We start from the raw sequence: 18458 nt of genomic DNA, 5'->3' as shown, positions 1-18458 counted from the left end.
ATGCCGCCGTGCTCCTGGTCGACGCCCGGCAGGAAGCCGGGGACGTCCAGCAGCGTGACGATCGGGATGTTGAAGGCGTCGCAGAGCTGGACGAAGCGCGCGGCCTTCTCGGAGGCGTGGATGTCCAGGACGCCCGCGAGGTGGCCGGGCTGGTTGGCGACGATGCCGACGACCTGGCCGTCCAGCCGCGCGAGGGCGCAGATGATGTTGCGGGCCCAGCGCTCGTGGATCTCCAGGACGTCGCCGTCGTCGACGAGCTCCTCGATGACCTTGAGCATGTCGTACGGGCGGTTGCCGTCGGCGGGGACCAGGTCCAGCAGGACGTCGGAGCGACGGTCCTTCGGGTCGTCGGTCTCGTGGACCGGCGGGTTCTCGCGGTTGTTGGAGGGCAGCATCGTGATGAGGTAGCGGACCTCGGAGATGCAGGTCTCCTCGTCGTCGTACGCGAAGTGCGCCACGCCCGAGGTCTCGGCGTGCACGTCCGCGCCGCCGAGGCCGTTCTGGGTGATCTCCTCGCCGGTCACCGCGCGGACCACGTCCGGGCCGGTGATGAACATCTGCGAGGTGTCGCGGACCATGAAGACGAAGTCCGTGAGCGCCGGGGAGTACGCGGCGCCGCCGGCGCAGGGGCCCAGCATGACCGAGATCTGCGGGATGACGCCCGAGGCCTTCGTGTTGCGCTGGAAGATGCCGCCGTACCCGGCGAGCGCGGAGACGCCCTCCTGGATGCGGGCGCCCGCGCCGTCGTTGAGGGAGACCAGCGGGGCGCCGGCCGCGATGGCCATGTCCATGATCTTGTGGATCTTCGTGGCGTGGGCCTCGCCCAGCGCGCCGCCGAAGATCCGGAAGTCGTGCGCGTAGACGAAGACCGTACGGCCCTCGACGGTGCCCCAGCCGGTGATGACACCGTCGGTGTAGGGCTTCTTGGCCTCCAGGCCGAAGCCGGTGGCCCGGTGCCTGCGGAGCTGCTCGACCTCCTTGAAGGAACCCTCGTCCAGCAGGAGCGCGATGCGCTCGCGGGCGGTCAGCTTGCCCTTGGCGTGCTGCGCTTCGGTCGCCCGGTCGCTGGGGCCGCGCCGGGCGTCCTCGCGGAGGGAGTGCAGCTCGGCCACGCGCCCGCGGGCGTCCGTCGGCTCGCTCGGAGTCTGGTCCACAACGGTCATGTACCGACCTTACGAAGCCCGGCCATGAAAACCCTCCGTTGGTTCTACACAGTCTCGGGCCCCATCCGCTGTACGGGACGGACAGAACCTCCGAAGGATGTACGGACTCCCCCAGTGGGGGCCGGTGGCCTTTGTGGGAGTCATACAAAACCACTCCCTCCGGAGGAAGGAAGTTGAAATTTGAACGGAATGGCCCTAGCCTCGCTCTAGTTGAAGTTTCAAACACTTTCGTCGCAGAACCTTCCGAGGAGGAAGCCATGGGTCTCTTCACCCGCCGCAGCCAGACCACCCCCGTCGCCACGCTCGACGTGGACCCGGCGCTCGCCGCCCTCACCGGCGACTACACGATCGACCCCGCCCACAGCAGCATCGGCTTCACCGTGCGCCACGCCATGGTGACCAACGTCCGCGGCGGCTTCGCGGAACACGAGGGCACGCTGCACCTCGACGGCGCGGACCCGTCCCGGTCCACCGCCTCCATCGACGTCACGATCGCCTCCGTCGGCACGGGCATCGCCGACCGCGACGCGCACCTGCGGGGCGCCGACTTCTTCGACGCCGACCGCTTCCCCCTCATGCGCTTCCGCTCCACCTCGGCGCGGCGCGTCGGCGGCGACACGTACCGGATCACCGGCGAGCTGACGATCAAGGACGTCACGCGCCCGCTCTCCATCGACCTGGAGTTCGCGGGCAGCGCGACCGACGTCTACGGCAACGAGCGCGTCGGCTTCGAGGGCTCGGCCGAGATCCTCCGCTCCGACTGGGGTCTGACCTGGAACGCGGCCCTGGAGGCCGGCGGCGTGATGGTCAGCGACAAGGTGAAGCTGACCTTCGACATCTCGGCGGTCAAGCAGGCCTGAGTCCTGCCTGACGGCTCCGGGCCGGGGGTGGCTACCAGTCGCCCCCGCCGCCGAAGTCCCCGCCGCCGTCGAAGCCGCCCCCGCCGCCGAAGTCCCCGCCACCGAAGTCGGACGGGTTGAAGTCCGCCCCGGAGACGTCGCCGCCCTCGAACCCGGAACCCATGCCGCCGCCGAAGTCGGAGGCATAGGCGGGAGAGGACATCATCGAGCCGAGCATCGTGCCCATCAGCAGGCCGGGCAGGATGCCGCCGCCGAAGTAGCCGCCGGCCCAGGGGCCGTACGCCGGGCCGGCGTCGTAGTACGGGCGCGGCCCGTGCTCGGTGTCGACGGTGCGGACCGCCGGGTCCAGGCCGTCGCGCAGCCGTACGGCGTCCGCCGCGCAGACCGGAACCGTACGCGGCGCCCCGCCGGCCGGCGCCCAGGTGGCGTCCTCGGCGCTCGGGCCGTGGCGCGGGTCGAAGAAGCAGGGCGAACGCCGCTCCGGCAGGGGCCGGCCCTGGCGGCGCGCGTCGAGGCGGGCCAGCGCGAAGCGGCCGTCCTCCAGCGCCTGGGTCACGCCCTGGACCTCCTCCGGGCGCTGCACGGAGGCCATGATCTGCTTGGCCTTCTCGTAGGAGTCCAGGCCCTGCTCGTAGTCCGCCCGCATCGCGTCGTCGGCGCCGGGCTCGCCCGGGTGGAAGTCGAGGCGGTCGAGCTCCTCGCCGAAGGCGGTGATGTCCTCGTCCACGACCACGCTCAGGCGGGCGATGGCCTCGCGGCGGGCCTCCTCCTTCTGCCGGCGGTTGCGCTTCACCAGCGCGTACGCCCCGCCGCCGCCGACCAGCGCGACCGCGCCGAGGCCTATCAGCGCGCCGGTGGGGAAGCCGCCGTCCGCGGCGGCGCCGCCCCAGGAGGCCGGGGCCGCGCCCTTGACCTGGGTGAGGGCCTGGTCGACGAAGTTGTTGAGCTGGGTGTTCGCGTCCACCGGGGTGCCGGTCTTGACGGCGTCGGTGAGGTTGCGGACGGCGTTGCCGGGCATCACCGTCCGGTCGGCGCCGGCGTTGAAGCCGTCGCCGAGGCGGACCGCGTACAGGCCGGTGATCCCGGTCTCGGCGCGGACGGCGCCGAGCACCTTGTCCTGCGGGAACTCGGCCGTGTTCGGGAGCACGGCGACGAACACCGGCTTGCCCGAGTCCTTGATCTTCTTCGCCAGTGCGTCGGCCTGGCTCTGGGACAGCTGCGCCCGCGCCCCGGGGTCCACGTAGACGGGCCCCTCCTTCAGGGCCTCGCCGACGGTGGAAACCCCGGTGGCCGCCGATGCCTGTGGGGCGGCCGCGACAGCGGTCGCCGACAGGGCCAGCAGCAGGCCGGCGAGCAGCGGTCGGAAGCGCACGGAAATCAGCCTGGTCCTCATGCCCAAGACGCTACCCGAACCGGATGTTTCCTGTGTGAGCTGGACATAAGGGAGGTCCTGCGACCCCGCGACCCGAAGTCCCGGAGTCCCGGCGCCCCGGAGTCCCGCCCCGGGGGCGCCTACTCCGCCGGTTCGACGCCCGCGTGCAGGAGGCCGAAGGTGAAGGCGTCCTCCAGGGCCTGCCAGGACGCGGCGATCACGTTCTCGGCGACGCCGACCGTGGACCACTCCCGGGTGCCGTCCGTCGTGGAGATCAGGACGCGGGTCGTGGACTCCGTGCCGTGCTTGCCCTCCAGGATGCGGACCTTGTAGTCGATGAGCTCGAACTTGGCGAGCTGCGGGTAGAAGCGCTCCAGGGCCACGCGCAGGGCCCGGTCCAGGGCGTTGACGGGGCCGTTGCCCTCCGCCGTGGCGACGATCCGCTCGCCCTTGGCCCACAGCTTGACCGTGGCCTCGTTGGCATGGGTGCCGTCGGGGCGGTCCTCGACGATCGCGCGCCAGGACTCCGTACGGAAGTACTTGCGGGCCCGGCCCTCAACCTCGGCGCGCAGCAGCAGTTCGAAGGAGGCGTCGGCGGCCTCGTAGGTGTAGCCCTGGAGCTCCCGCTCCTTGACCCGCTCGACCACCCGGGAGATCAGAGCGCGGTCCCCTCCGAGGTCGACGCCGAGCTCCTTGCCCTTGAGCTCGATGGAGGCCCGGCCGGCCATGTCGGACACCAGCATCCGCATGGTGTTGCCGACGCGCTCGGGGTCGATGTGCTGGTAGAGGTCGGGGTCGACCTTGATGGCCGAGGCGTGCAGGCCCGCCTTGTGGGCGAAGGCGGAGACGCCCACGTACGGCTGGTGCGTGGAGGGGGTGAGGTTGACGACCTCGGCGATGGCGTGCGAGATGCGGGTCATCTCGGCGAGGGCGCCCTCGGGGAGCACCGTGCGGCCGTACTTGATCTCCAGCGCGGCGACGACGGGGAAGAGGTTGGCGTTGCCGACGCGCTCGCCGTAGCCGTTCGCGGTGCACTGCACGTGCGTGGCGCCCGCGTCGACGGCGGCCAGGGTGTTGGCGACGGCACAGCCGGTGTCGTCCTGGGCGTGGATGCCGAGGCGGGCCCCGGTGTCCGCGATGACCGTCGCGACGACGGCGGTGACCTGGGCGGGGAGCATGCCGCCGTTGGTGTCGCAGAGGATGACGACGTCGGCGCCGGCCTCGTGCGCGGTGCGGACCACGGACTTGGCGTACTCGGCGTTGGCGCGGTAGCCGTCGAAGAAGTGCTCGCAGTCGACGAAGACGCGGCGGCCCTGGGCGACGAGGTGGGAGACGGTGTCCCGGACCATCTCCAGGTTCTCTTCGAGGGTGGTGCGCAGCGCGAGTTCGACGTGCCGGTCGTGGGACTTGGCGACCAGGGTGATCACCGGGGCGCCGGATTCCAGGAGGGCGCGGACCTGCGGGTCCGCGGCGGCGGAGCCGCCGGCCCGACGGGTGGCGCCGAAGGCGACGAGCTGGGCGTTCTTGAAGTCGATCTCGGCGCGGGCGCGGGCGAAGAACTCGGTGTCGCGGGGGTTGGCGCCGGGCCAGCCGCCCTCGATGAAGCCCACGCCGAAGTCGTCCAGGTGCCGTGCGATGGTCAGCTTGTCCGCGACCGTGAGGTTGATTCCCTCACGCTGGGCGCCGTCGCGCAGGGTGGTGTCGAAGACGTGGAAGCTGTCATCGAGGGCCGCTGTCGGCTCCGTCGCCTCTGTCGTCGTCATGCTGATCTGACTCCTGTCGGATGAGTGGTTCCGGAAGCCCGGGATCCACTGCCCCCATCATCGCGCGCTGCCGGCCCGGCGTGGTTTTGGAGCCGGGAAACGAAAAGACCCCTCGCGGGTGCGAGAGGTCTGCGCGCGGGTCTGAGGCACGGTGGCCGCTGCCGCGAAGGTCTTCCACGGTTTCAGCGGTCACAGAGGACCGGCGCGCTGCTGTCCATAATCATGAGCTGAGCAGGCACGCTCGCAGTGTGCCACACAGCCCGTCGCCCGTGGACGCCGGTCTCAGCATCCGGGCAGCCCCGTCCGGCAGCCGGGCCGGCCGCCCGGTCAGGCCTGCGCCACCAGGACTTCCGCGAGGTACTCGGCCACGTGTTCGAGAATGTCCTCGCGCCCGATCCCCGGCAGGCCGACGGCCAGCTGGATGCTGAATCCGTCGAGCAGGGCCCGCAGGCGGGCCGCGACGCGCTCGGCGTCCACGGGGCGGAACTCGCCGCGCGAGATGCCCTCGGCGAGGAGGGCGACCAGGTCGCGGTGCCAGGCGCCCTCGATGGCGGCCTGCCGTTCCCGCTCCTGGGGCCCGGCGTTCTGGGAACGGTTCCAGACCTCCAGCCACAGGGTCCAGTGCGGGTCCCGGGGGCCGTCGGGCACGTAGAGGTCCACGTAGGCCCCGACGCGGGCGCGTGCCGTGCCGGGACGGGACAGCAGGGCCCGGCGCTCGGTGCCCAGCGCCGCCTCGCTCCACTCCAGGGTCCGCAGCAGGAGCTCGTCCTTGCTGCCGAAGTAGTAGAGGAGGTGGCCGCTGCTCATCCCGACCTGGCGGCCGAGGCCCGCCATGGTCAGGCCGTCGAGTCCGCGCTCGGCGATCGTGGCCATGGCGGCGACGAGTACGTCCTCGCGCGGGGGCGCGTTCTTGCGCGCCGCCCGTACCGGTACTCCACCCGCCACCATGGGCCACTCCTTCACGAGGTTCGCCGGCGGTCCGTGGGTCAGACCTTCGGCTGCTGCTGGGTGATGCAGTGGATACCGCCACCCCCGGCGAAAATCGTACGTGCGTCAACGAGCGTCACGGTCCGCTCCGGGAACAGGGCGCGGAAGATGTCCGCGGCCTGCTCGTCGCGCGGGTCGTCGAAGGAGCACAGCACCACGCCGCCGTTGCAGAGGTAGTGGTTGATGTACGAGTAGTCCACCCACTCGCCGTCCTCCTCCAGCACGGTCGGCGCGGGGATCTCCACGACCTCCAGCTGCCGGCCGCGGGCGTCGGTGGAGGCGCGCAGGATCGCGGCGATGGTCTTGCAGCGCTCGTGGTCCGGGTGCGCGGGGTCGGGCTGGGTGTGGACCATGACCACGCCGGGGCGGGCGAAGGCGGCGACGATGTCCACGTGGCCCTGGGTGCCGTAGGTGCCGTAGTCGCCGGCCAGGCCGTACGGGAGCCAGATGGCCTTGGTGGTGCCGAGGTGGGCGTGGATCTCGGCCTCGACCTGCTGGCGGGTCCAGCCGAGGTTGCGCCCCTCGCCGAGCTGCACGGTGTCGGTCAGGAGCACGGTGCCCTCGCCGTCGACGTGGATCGCACCGCCCTCGTTGACCAGGCGGGTGCTGTACGTACGAGTGCCCGCGAGGTCGGAGACGTGCCGGGCGATCTTCTCGTCGTGGTCCCAGCGGGCCCACTCCTGGGCGCCCCAGCCGTTGAAGGTCCAGTCGACGGCGGCCAGCTCGCCGGCGTCGTTGGTGACGAAGGTCGGGCCGATGTCGCGCATCCAGGCGTCGTCGAGCTCCCGCTCGACGAGCTGGACGTCCTCGCCGACGATCGCGCGCGCCGAGTCGGCGTCGCCCGGGGAGACGACGAGGGTCACGGGCTCGTACGAGCGCACCGCGCGGGCGACGGCGCCCCAGGCCTCGCGGGCCTCGGCGAGCTCCCGCTCGTTGGTGAACGTGGGGTTGGGGCTGGGCCACGCCATCCAGGTGCGCTCGTGGGGGGTCCACTCGGCGGGCATCCGGAATCCGTCGGCGGTGGGCTTGTTCGTGGTCATGGCATGCGTCCTTACGGGCTTCACAGGAAGTACAGGCGGTTGAGGGAGACCGACTCGGCGGCTTCGGAGCGCAGCGGTTCCCCGTCGAGGGAGACCAGTCCGCTGCGCGCGTCCACATCGACCGCGCCCACCCGGGAGTTGAGGAGGAGGTCGCGGGGGCCGATGCCGCGGGTGCCGCGGACGGCGACCCGGCGGCGGCGGGTGGGCATCTCGTCGGAGCCGAGCGCTGCCGCCGCGGCGGAGACGAAGGCGACGGAGATGTCGGCGGCGGTGGCCCCGTAGGAGCCGAACTGCGGGCCGAGGACGAGGGGTTCGCAGGTGTCGGTGGCGGCGTTGGGGTCGCCGGTGACTCCGTACGCGGGGAAGCCGGACTTGAGGACCAGCTGGGGCTTGGCGCCGAAGAAGGCCGGGCGCCACAGGACGATGTCGGCGAGCTTGCCGACCTCGATGGAGCCGATCTCGTGGGCCAGGCCGTGGGCGATGGCCGGGTTGATGGTGAGCTTGGCCATGTAACGGAGCACGCGGGCGTTGTCGTCGCCCTCGCCGTCGCCTTCCAGCGGGCCGAGCTCGCCCTTCATCTTCGCGGCCATGGCGAAGGTGCGCCGGATCGTCTCGCCGGCGCGGCCCATGCCCTGGGCGTCGGAGGAGGTGATGCCGATCGCACCCAGGTCGTGCAGGACGTCCTCGGCTCCCATGGTCCCGGCACGGATGCGGTCGCGGGCCATGGCGGCGTCGCCGGGGAGGTCCGGCTTGAGGTCGTGGACGGAGACGATCATGCCGTAGTGCTCGGCGACGGCGTCCCGTCCGAAGGGCAGGGTCGGGTTGGTGGAGGAGCCGATGACGTTCGGCACGCCCGCCATCTTGAGCACGTTGGGGACGTGTCCGCCGCCGCAGCCCTCGATGTGGAAGGCGTGGATGGTGCGGCCGTCCAGGACGCGCAGGGTGTCCTCGACGGAGAGGCACTCGTTGAGGCCGTCGCTGTGCAGGGCCACCTGCACGTCGTGTTCCTCGGCCACCCGCAGCGCGGTGTCCAGGGCGCGGGTGTGCGCGCCCATGTCCTCGTGGACCTTGAACCCGGACGCTCCGCCCTCGGCCAGGGCCTCGACCAGCGGGGCCGCGTCCGAGGAGGACCCCCGTGCCAGGAAGCCGATGTTGACCGGCCACGCGTCGAAGGCGTTGAAGGCGTGCTTCAGCGCCCACGGGGAGTTGACGCCGACGCCCCAGACCGGGCCGAACTCCTGGCCGATGACTGTGGTGACGCCCGCGGCGAGCGAGGCCTCCATGATGCGCGGGGAGAGCAGGTGGACGTGGGTGTCGACGGCTCCGGCGGTGGCGATCAGACCTTCGCCGGAGACGATGCTCGTGCCGGTGCCGACGACCACGTCGACCCCGTCGAGGGTGTCGGGGTTTCCGGCCCGGCCGATCGCGTGGATGCGGCCCTCGCGGATGCCGATGGACACCTTGCGGATGCCCAGCACCGCGTCGATCACGAGGACGTTGCTGATCACGACGTCACAGGTCTCGCGGACCGCCGCGGCCTTCAGGTGCAGGCCGTCACGGGCGGTCTTGCCGAAGCCGGCCAGGAACTCGTCACCCGGCTTCTGGGAGTCGGACTCCACCCGGACGGTCAGCCCCGAGTCGCCGAGCCGGACCCGGTCCCCGGCCCGGGGACCGAAGACGGACGCGTACTCGTGCGGGTCGATGTGCCGGCTGCCGGGCGCGCAGTGCGCGCCGTGGTCGGTGTGGGGGGTCTGGCGGCTCACGCCCGGTCTCCTTCCGGGGCACCGGCGGTGCTGTCGGCCACGCCCAGGTAGCCGCAGGCGGCGGCCCGGCGCAGGGCCTCCGCCTTCGCGCCGGGAGCGTCGAGGGGGCCGTCGACCAGGCCCGCGAAGCCGATCGCGATCCGGTCGCCGCCGATCGGGACCAGGCCGACCTCGCCCTCGCCGTGCGGGTCGAAGCGCACCGAGGACCCGGCCGGGACGCACAGCCGCATCCCGTAGGCCGCGGCGCGGTCGAAGTCGAGGCGCGGGTTCGCCTCGAAGAAGTGGAAGTGCGAGGTGACGCTCACCGGCACGGGGGCGGTGTTGCGCACGCGCAGGTGCAGGGCCGGTTCCGGCCGGTGGGCGCCGGGGCCCGGTAGGACCGCACCCGGGGCGTCCTCGCCGAGCGGGGCCGCGCCCCGGATCGGGGACGAGACCACCGCGAGGCGGGACCCGTCGTCGAAGACGGCCTCCACGTGCACCTCGGTGACCACGTCGGCCACGCCGGGCAGCACGTCGTCGGGGCCCAGGACGCTCCGGGCCTCCTCGATGGCCTGCGCCAGGCGCTTGCCGTCGCGCGCGGCCTCGCAGACCGTGTCCGCGATCAGCGCGGTCGCCTCGGGCACGTTGAGCCGCAGACCCCGGGCCCGCCGGGCCCTGGCCAGTTCCGCGGCGCCGCGCAGCAGCAGCCGGTCGCGCTCCGTAGGGGTCAGCCGCACGCCGATCCACCACCTTTTGCGTCGATGGGTTAGAGCATCACTCTAACTCTTCATTTCCTCGCTGGGAATCATTGACCTGAGGGCAGGGCCTGAGTCACATTGAGTGTCGCTCAAACAACGGCGTAACCACCCCCCGCCCTGCCAAGGGAGTCCCCCCATGCCCATCGAACAGCGCGGAGTCGACACCATCCCGGAGGAGGAGCGGACGAGTGGTCCCCGTGACCTGATCTCGATCCTCCTCGGTTCCAACCTCTGCCTCGGTGTGATCGTCTTCGGCTGGCTGCCCCCGTCCTTCGGACTGGGGCTGTGGCCTTCGCTCACCGCCATCGTGACCGGCACCGTCGTCGGAATCGCGGTGACGGCGCCGCTGGCACTGGTGTCCCTGCGCACGGCGACCAACCTCTCCACCTCCAGCGGCGCCCAGTTCGGCGTCCGCGGGCGGCTCGTCGGTTCGATCGTGGGCCTGCTGCTCTCCCTCGGCTACACCGCGCTCACCCTGTGGATCGGCGGCGACGTGATGGCCGGCGTCCTGTCCCGGCTGATCGGGCTGCCGGACAACGGTGTCACCCGGGCCGCGATGTACGGCGTACTCGCCGCGTGTACCGTCGTCGGGGCCGTGTTCGGCTACCGGCTGCTGCTGCGCATGAGCAAGGTCCTGTCCATCGGCATGGTGGTCCTGCTGGCCATCGGCGTCTACGCCTACGCCCCCGACTTCACCACCGCCGCGCCGGAGGCCTCGTACCTCCTCGGCTCCTTCTGGCCGACCTGGCTGCTCGCCGCCGTCGCCGCCGGACTCAGCGGCCCCGTCGCCTTCATCACCCTCCTCGGCGACTACACCCGCTACGTCTCCCCCGCGAAGCACAAGCCCCGCAAGGTGTTCTGGGCCACCGCCCTCGGCCTGCTGGTGGGCCTGCTCGTACCGCAGCTGTTCGGCACGTACACCGCGCTCGCCGCCAGGGCGGGCTCCACGGACTACGCCGGGCCGCTCGTCGCCGCCTCGCCGTTCTGGTACCTGCTCCCGCTGCTCGTCGCGGCCGCGGCGGGCTCCGTGGGCAACGCCGGGCTGATGCTGTACTCCATGGGCCTCGACCTCGACGCGATCGTCCCCAAGGCCACCCGTACGAAGGCCACCGTGATCGCCGCCACCGTCGCCACCGCCTTCGTCTTCGTCGGCTCCTTCGAGTGGAACGTGCAGTCCGCGATGACCTCCTTCGTCCTGCTGCTGACCGCCATCGGCACCCCGTGGGCCGTGATCACGCTGATCGGCTTCGTGCGCTGCCGCGGGCAGTACGACGCCGACGCCCTCCAGGTCTTCAACCGCCGCTCGGTGGGCGGGATCTACTGGTACCGCGGCGGCTGGAACCCGCGCGCCACCGCCTCCTGGGCGATCGGCGCCGGTGTCGGCCTGCTCGCCGTGAGCACCCCCTTCTACGAGGGTCCGCTGCTCGCCCTGACCGGCGGGGTGGACTGCTCCTTCATCTTCTCCGGCCTGGCCGGCGGCCTCGTCTACACGGCCCTGACCGCCCGCACCGCGCCCGCCACCGCTCCCGCCCCGGCGCCCGCGGCGGAGGAACCCGCCACCGTGTGAGGCCGTCCCGCCTCCTCGCGCACGAAGGCCCGCGCCCCCGGATCGGGGGCGCGGGCCTTCGTGCGCGCCGGGTTCTTCGCGGTGCCTAGCCGAGCGGGTGCATCCAGCCGTGGGTGTCGGCGGTGCGGCCCGTCTGGAGGTCGAGGAGCGCCTTGCGGAGCTTCATGGTGACCTCGCCGGGCTCGCCGTCGCCCTGGGTCCAGTTGGCGCGCTCGGACTTGACCGAGCCGACCGGGGTGATGACGGCGGCGGTGCCGCAGGCGAACACCTCGGTGAGGGTGCCGTTCTCGTTGTCGCGCTTCCAGTCCTCGGTGGTGATGCGGCCCTCCTCGGCGGTGTAGCCGAGGTCGCGGGCGATCGTGAGGAGGGAGTCGCGGGTGATGCCCGGCAGGAGCGAGCCGGTCAGCTCCGGGGTGACGATGCGGTCGCCGTACACGAAGTACAGGTTCATGCCGCCCATCTCCTCGATCCAGCGGTGCTCGACGGCGTCCAGCCAGACGACCTGGTCGCAGCCGTGCGAGGCGGCCTGGGCCTGGGCGACGAGGGAGGCCGCGTAGTTGCCGCCGGTCTTGGCGGCGCCGGTGCCGCCCTTGACGGCGCGGACGTACTCCTCGGAGAGCCAGACGGAGACGGGCTTGACGCCACCGGGGAAGTACGCGCCGGCGGGCGAGGCGATGACCATGAAGAGGAACTCGTTGGCCGGGCGGACGCCCAGGCCGACCTCGGACGCGAACATGAACGGCCGCAGGTACAGGGAGGCCTCGCCGGAGTCCGGCACCCAGGCGCTGTCCTGCTTGATGAGGGCGTCGCAGGCCTCGATGAACAGCTCGGCCGGCAGCTCCGGCATCGCCATGCGGCGGGCGGAGGCCTGGAAGCGCTCGGCGTTGGCCCGGGGGCGGAAGGTGGCGACGGTGCCGTCGGGCTGCTTGTAGGCCTTGAGACCCTCGAAGATCGTCTGCGCGTAGTGCAGGGTCATGTTCGCCGGGTCCATCGACAGCGGCGCGTAGGGGACCAGCTCGGCGTCGTGCCAGCCGCGGCCCTCCGTCCACTTGATCGTCACCATGTGATCGGTGAAGTGGCGGCCGAAGCCGGGGCTGGCCAGGATCGCCTCGCGCTCCGCGTCGGACAGCGGGTTCGAGGAGGGCTTGAGCTCGATGGTGGGCGTCGTCATGAGTGCTTGTCCTTCACCGTTGTGTATGGCGGACCGCGCTCATGCGTACCAGGACGTCCGAGCTTCCCCGTTTTCCGCGGCCTCGCGTTCGATTATCGCGCGCGAGGGTGCTCCGGTGAAACGGGGTGATTGCGGCCCAGGGGAGATGGTGGCACCCGGGGCCGCACAGGAGAAGCCGCCGGGTCCGGTGATCGCGACCCTGCGGCTTCCTGAGGTGGAGCTGCCGGGTCAGCCGGCTACGCGTGCGGCGAGGGCGTCGCCGATCGCGTCGGTGGAGCGGAAGGTCCCGTCGCGCTCGGCCAGGTCGGCGGAGACGGCGTCCTCGATGCGGACGGCCTCGGCCTCGTGGCCGAGGTGGCGCAGCAGGAGGGCGACGGAGAGGATCGTCGCGGTCGGGTCGGCCTTGCCGGTGCCGGCGATGTCGGGGGCCGAGCCGTGGACGGGCTCGAACATCGACGGGAAGGCGCCGGTCGGGTTGATGTTCCCGGAGGCGGCCAGGCCGATCCCGCCGGTCACGGCGGCGGCCAGGTCGGTGAGGATGTCACCGAAGAGGTTGTCCGTGACGATGACGTCGAAGCGCTCGGGCTGGGTGACGAAGAAGATCGTCGCGGCGTCGACGTGCAGGTAGTCGGTGGTGACCTCGGGGTACTCCTGGCCCACCTCGTCGAAGATGTTCTTCCACATGTGGCCCGCGTACACGAGGACGTTGTTCTTGTGAACCAGCGTCAGCTTCTTGCGCGGGCGGGCGTTGGCCCGCTCGTACGCGTCACGGACGACGCGCTCCACGCCGTACGCGGTGTTGATGCTGACCTCGGTGGCCACCTCGGCGGGAGTGCCGGTGCGCAGGCTGCCGCCGTTGCCGGTGTACGGGCCCTCGGTGCCCTCGCGGACCACGACGAAGTCGATCTCTGGACGACCGGCGAGCGGGGTGGCCGTGTTGGGGAAGAGCTTCGAGGGGCGCAGGTTGATGAAGTGGTCGAAGGCGAACCGGAGCTTCAGCAGCAGACCGCGCTCCAGGACGCCGGACGGGACCGAGGGGTCACCGATGGCTCCGAGCAGGATCGCGTCGTGGTGCTTGAGCGCTTCGAGCTCCGCGTCCGGGAGGGTCTCACCGGTGCGGTGCCAGCGCTGGGCGCCGAGGTCGTACTCCTTGGTCTCCAGCTTCGCATCCTGGGGCAGGACCGCGGTAAGGACCTTGAGGCCCTGAGCCACGACTTCCTGGCCGATGCCATCACCGGGGATCACTGCGAGATTGATGCTGGTCGACATGACGGAACCGTACTCCGTGTCCCAGCCCTCAGACATATCGCGTCCACCATGTGGACCAATGGCCCACCGTGGACGCGACGTGTCCCGGGCTGGATCCGTGGGGTCAGTGGCCGGTCGAGCCGCCGTTGTCGCGGCGGTCCAGCGCGCGCTGGAGGGCGGCCGCGGCGTTCTTGCGGTCGGCGTCGGCCGGGGAGGAGTGGCGGACGCGACGGGTGGCGGCGGAGGTGGGGGTCATGGTGATCGACTCCTTGAGATCACGGCGTGGCGGGGCCACGGATGAGGGGTTCCTTCAAGGCGCCGGAAGAGGCGGGAAGCGGCGCGGCAGGGGTTGCCTGCCCAGGGGCGCGCGCTATCGACCGCCATTCGCTGGATCAGCGAGACGTTCGGCTTCTACAAAGCTAGGCCAGGTGCGGCTGTATGTCTCGGCAATTACTCGGACTTCCTACTATCTGAGACGCCCGAGCCCCCGGAAGGCCCTTTCCGGGGCCTCCGTTTTCAGCCCCTTTCGGCCCTGAGTTCCCTGATCAGAGCCCTGACGGCGAGAGTGGACGCCAGTTCCGGTGTGGTGACGTATCCCACGCACCTCACCGGCCCCTCAGGGCCCAATCCGGCGATCTCGACGGCGTCCGTGGCCTCGCGCAGCGACAGCTCCGGCAGGATCGCCATGCCCAGCCCCCGGCCGACCATCGTCAGCACCATGGCGTCGTCCTCGGCCTTCACGGTGGCCCTCGGGATCCAGTCCTGGGCCCGCCACCAGTCCCGGGTGTAGGAGCCGCAGTTCTCGTCCCAGTCCAGCAGCGGCAGTCCCTTCGGGTCGGGGTGTCCGAAGGGGTGGACGAGGGAGTAGGCCTCCCGGGTGAGCTCCCCGCTCAGCAGCCCGTCCGGCAGACCGGACGGCAGACCCGACGGCAGACCCGACGGCAGACCGGACGGCAGACCGGCGGACGGCCCGGCGGACCCCCCGCCCGGCCGTACGTCGCCGGGCGCGCCCAGGGTCGCGATGGCGAGGTCCGCCCGCCCCGCCGCCACCTCCCCCGCCGTCCCTGCGCCGAGTTCGCGCACCACCCTGACCTCGGGCCGGATCCCGGGGTGCCGTGCGGTCAGCCGTTCCAGCGCGGGCGGCAGCAGGTGCAGGGCCGCGCTGCGGAAGGCGGCGATGCGCAGGACCCCGGCCGCCGCCCCCGGCCCGGCGGGGCCCCGGCCCGCGGCGCGGGCCTCCGCACCCAGCACCTCGTAGAGCCGCAGGATGCGCCGGCCCAGCGCCACGGCCCGCTCCCCCGCCGGGGTGGGCGCGGCGCCGGTGCGCCCGCGGTCGAAGAGCACCGCGCCGACCTTGGCCTCGCTGCCGCGCACCGAGTGGGAGACGGCCGACTGGGTGACGCCGAGCCGGTTCGCGGCGGCGGAGAAGCCACCCGTCTCGGCGACGGCGACCAGCACCCTCAGTTCCTGCGGGGCGAGCTCGGTCACGGGGTTCCCACCTCGGCGTATGAGCCGCGCTCATGGGTGCGTGGCTTCCATGAGGCCAACCCCCTGCCCGGCCGCGGGATTCCTTCCTACGGTCGTGCCCATGACCACGCGCACCGCTTCCTCCGTCCACCTGACCGCCCGCCCCACCGGCTTCCCCTCCCCCTCCGGGTTCGCCCTCGTCTCCCATCCCGTTCCCGAACCCGCCCCGGGCACCGCACTGGTGGAGAACCTGCTGCTGTCGGTGGACCCGTACCACCGGGGGATGATGGACGGGGGCGAGGGCGGCTTCGCCCTCCACTCCCCCCTCGAAGGCCGCTCGGTGGGGCGGGTGACCGCCTCCCGCGATCCGGGCCTGGCCGAGGGCGACCTGGTCTTCCACCGCTCGGGCTGGCGCACCCACGCCCTGGTCACCCTGGGCGTGGACGGCACGCGCAAGCTGCGCGGCCACGCGGGCGTCCCCTTGGAGGCGTACCTGTCCGTCCTGGGCGGGACCGGCCTGACCGCGTACGCCGCCCTCACCCGGACGGCGGCCCTGCGCGAGGGCGAGGACCTCTTCGTCTCGGCCGCCGCGGGCGGGGTCGGCACGGCCACCGGGCACATCGCCCGGCTGCTCGGCGCCCGCCGGATCATCGGCAGCGCGGGCTCGGCGGCCAAGGTCCGCCACCTCACCGAGGTCCTCGGCTTCGACGCGGCCTTCGACTACCACGACGGGCCGGTCGGCGAGCAGCTGGCCGAGGCCGCCCCGGAGGGCATCGACGTCTACGTGGACAACGTGGGCGGAGACCACCTGGAGGGTGCGATAGATGTCCTGCGGGAGTACGGGCGGATCGCCTGGGTCGGCGGGATCTCGATGTACAACGGCGACCGCTCCCCCGCCGCACCCCGCAACCTCTTCGAGGTCGTACACAAATCATTGCGCCTGGAAGGGGTATTGGTTCGAAATCACACCAATCTGCAGGACGAGCTGGAGGATTTCCTGGTCCCCCATCTGCGCAGCGGGCGAATCAGCACGGACACCACCGTTTTCCAGGGGTTCGACCGGACCGTGGAGGCATTCCTGGGCGTACTTCGCGGGGAGAACATGGGCAAGATGCTGGTCCGTCTCAAGGACTGAATCAGGCCAGCCGGATGTTCACCGAGTTCTTACCGCACGGATGTAGACCTTTGCAGGGGTTGCCGCCACGCTTGCCGTCAATGTGCCAGCGGGGCACTTGAGTTGGAGGCGAGCAACCAGTGACACCGATCAGCCGCAGAGGTTTCGTGGGAATCGGCGCCGGGCTCGTGGCAGGGGCGACCCTGCCCGCGATCACGCCGACGACGGCCGCCGCGGCCGCCGCGACCGGCACGATCACCGATGTGAAGCACGTGGTGATCCTGATGCAGGAGAACCGCAGCTTCGACCACTACTTCGGCAGGCTGAAGGGCGTCCGCGGCTTCGGCGACCGCGCCGCCGGCAACATCCCGGGCGGCTGGGGCACGTTCAACCAGCCCAACTGGGGCCTGCGCCAGTACCCGTGGAAGCTGTCCGCCACCCCGTCGGCCGGCGGCGCCGACGGCGAGACCCTGGCCCAGTGCACCGGCGACCTCCCGCACAGCTGGACCTCGCAGCACGCGGCCTGGAACAAGGGCCGGATGGACAACTGGGTGCTCGGCGTCGGCAAGACCCACACCCTCGGCTACCTGGACCGCGGGGACATCCCCTTCCACTACGGGCTCGCCGACAACTACACGATCTGCGACGCCTACTTCTGCTCCACCCTCAGCGCCACCGGCCCCAACCGCACCTTCCTGTGGAGCGGCAAGGTCGAGGCGGGCAGCAAGGACGGCGGCGAGGAGTCCGGGCTGACCTGGGAGACGTACGCGGAGGCCCTCCAGCGGGCCGGGATGACCTGGAAGGTCTACCAGAACGCGCAGGACAACTACGGGGACAACGGCCTCGCCTACTTCAAGCAGTTCACCGACGCCAAGCCCGGCGACCCGCTGTGGGACCGGGGCATGGCCTCGGTCCCCAAGGTCACCGGCTCCACCCCGGACGACATCGCCGCCGCCATCCGCGCCGACGTCGTCGCCGGCACCCTGCCGCAGGTGTCCTGGGTGGTGGCGAACGAGGCCTTCTCCGAGCACCCGTACGCCCCGCCCGGCGACGGCGCGCACTTCGTGGACCTGGTCTACCGGGCGCTCGCCGCGAACCCGGAGGTCTTCGACTCCACCGTCCTGTTCCTCAACTACGACGAGAACGACGGCTTCTTCGACCACGTCCCGCCGCCGGTCGCCCCGCCCGGCTCCGCCGGCGAGTACCTCGACGGCGTCCCGATCGGCCTCGGCTTCCGCGTCCCGATGCTCGTGATGTCGCCGTGGACCCGGGGCGGCTGGGTCAGCTCCGAGGTCTTCGACCACACCTCGGTGCTCCGCTTCATGGAGACCTGGACGACGGCCCTGGGCACTCCGGCCACCTGTCCCAACATCAGCCCCTGGCGCCGCAAGGTGGTCGGCGACCTGACCGGCGTCTTCGACTTCGCACACCCGGTCTACGGGGTCCCCTCGGGCCTGCCGTCGACCGCCAAGGTGATCGGGCAGGCGACCTGCGGCCCGCTGCCCAACCCGGCCCCCCAGGACAACGCCCTCCCGGCGCAGGAGCCCGGAACGCGCCCGGCGCGGGCGCTCCCGTACCAGGTCAACGGCAACCTGGACCGCTTCGAGTTCGGGACGGCCGGCCAGATCACGGCCTGGTTCTCGATGACCAACCAGGGCGCCCAGGCGAAGCAGGCGGCGCACTTCTCCATCCACCCGCACCAGTACCGGGACACCAGCGCCTGGCAGTACACGGTCGACCCCGGCACCACCGCCGCGGACTGGTTCTCCATCGGCCTCGGCAGCGGCTCCGGCAAGTACGACATCTCCATGTACGGGCCGAACCGCTTCCTGCGCCGCTTCATCGGCGACGCGACCAAGGTGGGCAAGTCCCTGGAGGTCGCCGCCCGCTTCGCGGTCGAGTCGGGCACCGGCAAGATGGCGATCTGGTTCAAGATGACGAACGCGTCCGCCTCGCCGGTCACCTTCACCGTCCGCTCGAACGCCTACCGCACGGACGGGCCGTGGACGTACACCGTCCCGGCGAACTCCTCGCGCGAGGACTTCTTCAACGCGGTCGCGTACAGCAAGGGCTGGTACGACTTCACCATCCTGGCGGACGCCGACGGCACCTGGTCGCGCCGCTACACCGGCCACATCGAGACGGGCGCCGCGAGCGTCTCCGGGTCCTAGCCGGGCCTTGACCGGGGCCTGGCCGGACCCCGGCC

The 18458-nt window shown here is 71.5% G+C and carries 15 protein-coding genes; 4 read left to right on the top strand and 11 right to left on the bottom strand.

The window, feature by feature from the left end; genetic code table 11:
- Positions 1-1163, bottom strand: a 1163-nt coding sequence (locus ABZW32_RS02160) for an acyl-CoA carboxylase subunit beta (RefSeq protein ID WP_356209951.1), incomplete at its 3' end; no start/stop codon positions are given.
- A 257-nt stretch (positions 1164-1420) separates the two neighbouring features.
- On the opposite strand from ABZW32_RS02160, the gene ABZW32_RS02155 reads away from it, so the two are divergent.
- Positions 1421-2023, top strand: a complete 603-nt coding sequence (locus ABZW32_RS02155; RefSeq protein WP_356209949.1) for a YceI family protein — start codon at positions 1421-1423, stop codon at positions 2021-2023.
- Positions 2024-2054: 31 nt separating this feature from the next.
- Here ABZW32_RS02155 and ABZW32_RS02150 read toward each other — a convergent pair whose 3' ends face one another.
- The 6 genes from ABZW32_RS02150 to ureA all read right to left on the bottom strand — a co-directional run bounded on the left by ABZW32_RS02150 (position 2055) and on the right by ureA (position 9664).
- Positions 2055-3416, bottom strand: a complete 1362-nt coding sequence (locus ABZW32_RS02150) for a hypothetical protein (protein ID WP_356209947.1) — start codon at positions 3414-3416, stop codon at positions 2055-2057.
- A gap of 119 nt (positions 3417-3535) precedes the next feature.
- Positions 3536-5158, bottom strand: a complete 1623-nt coding sequence (gene cimA, locus ABZW32_RS02145) for a citramalate synthase (protein ID WP_280916303.1) — start codon at positions 5156-5158, stop codon at positions 3536-3538.
- A 327-nt stretch (positions 5159-5485) separates the two neighbouring features.
- A complete protein-coding gene (locus tag ABZW32_RS02140; RefSeq protein ID WP_356209944.1) occupies positions 5486-6106 on the bottom strand; it encodes a TetR/AcrR family transcriptional regulator in 621 nt (206 codons plus the stop codon).
- Positions 6107-6144: 38 nt separating this feature from the next.
- On the bottom strand, positions 6145-7185 hold the full coding sequence (locus ABZW32_RS02135; RefSeq protein ID WP_356209941.1) for an agmatine deiminase family protein: 1041 nt from the start codon (positions 7183-7185) through the stop codon (positions 6145-6147).
- 20 nt (positions 7186-7205) lie between these two features.
- Entirely contained in the window at positions 7206-8888 is a 1683-nt protein-coding gene (locus tag ABZW32_RS02130; RefSeq protein WP_356209992.1) for an urease subunit alpha, read from the bottom strand.
- A gap of 56 nt (positions 8889-8944) precedes the next feature.
- The gene (gene ureA, locus ABZW32_RS02125) at positions 8945-9664 is read right to left on the bottom strand and encodes an urease subunit gamma (RefSeq protein ID WP_356209939.1); all 720 of its coding nucleotides are present in this window, start codon (positions 9662-9664) and stop codon (positions 8945-8947) included.
- 157 nt (positions 9665-9821) lie between these two features.
- On the opposite strand from ureA, the gene ABZW32_RS02120 reads away from it, so the two are divergent.
- Positions 9822-11252: a cytosine permease gene (locus tag ABZW32_RS02120; RefSeq protein ID WP_356209936.1), complete on the top strand. Its 1431-nt coding sequence runs from the start codon at positions 9822-9824 to the stop codon at positions 11250-11252.
- Between the two features lie 85 nt (positions 11253-11337).
- Here the strand turns inward: ABZW32_RS02120 and ABZW32_RS02115 are convergent, their stop codons facing one another.
- The 4 genes from ABZW32_RS02115 to ABZW32_RS02100 form a co-directional block, all read right to left on the bottom strand.
- A complete protein-coding gene (locus ABZW32_RS02115) occupies positions 11338-12423 on the bottom strand; it encodes a branched-chain amino acid aminotransferase (RefSeq protein WP_356209933.1) in 1086 nt (361 codons plus the stop codon).
- Positions 12424-12651: 228 nt separating this feature from the next.
- Positions 12652-13692, bottom strand: a complete 1041-nt coding sequence (locus ABZW32_RS02110) for a 3-isopropylmalate dehydrogenase (protein WP_356209930.1) — start codon at positions 13690-13692, stop codon at positions 12652-12654.
- A gap of 103 nt (positions 13693-13795) precedes the next feature.
- The gene (locus ABZW32_RS02105) at positions 13796-13927 is read right to left on the bottom strand and encodes a hypothetical protein (protein ID WP_256462237.1); all 132 of its coding nucleotides are present in this window, start codon (positions 13925-13927) and stop codon (positions 13796-13798) included.
- Between the two features lie 260 nt (positions 13928-14187).
- Complete coding sequence (locus ABZW32_RS02100; protein WP_356209927.1) at positions 14188-15159, bottom strand: LysR family transcriptional regulator; 972 nt, start codon at positions 15157-15159, stop codon at positions 14188-14190.
- 100 nt (positions 15160-15259) lie between these two features.
- Between ABZW32_RS02100 and ABZW32_RS02095 the strand changes: the two genes are divergently transcribed.
- Both ABZW32_RS02095 and ABZW32_RS02090 read left to right on the top strand, forming a co-directional pair.
- Positions 15260-16273, top strand: a complete 1014-nt coding sequence (locus ABZW32_RS02095) for an NADP-dependent oxidoreductase (protein WP_356209925.1) — start codon at positions 15260-15262, stop codon at positions 16271-16273.
- Positions 16274-16392: 119 nt separating this feature from the next.
- Positions 16393-18423 (top strand): phosphocholine-specific phospholipase C, encoded by a 2031-nt coding sequence (locus tag ABZW32_RS02090; RefSeq protein ID WP_356209922.1) that lies wholly within the window; start codon positions 16393-16395, stop codon positions 18421-18423.
- The last annotated feature ends 35 nt before the right edge of the window (positions 18424-18458 follow it).

The organism is Streptomyces sp. NPDC004667, from assembly GCF_040609475.1.
GTDB lineage: Bacteria > Actinomycetota > Actinomycetes > Streptomycetales > Streptomycetaceae > Streptomyces.
The sequence above is the reverse complement of the archived record's forward strand: the minus strand, read 5'-3'. Positions and strand labels throughout refer to the sequence as shown.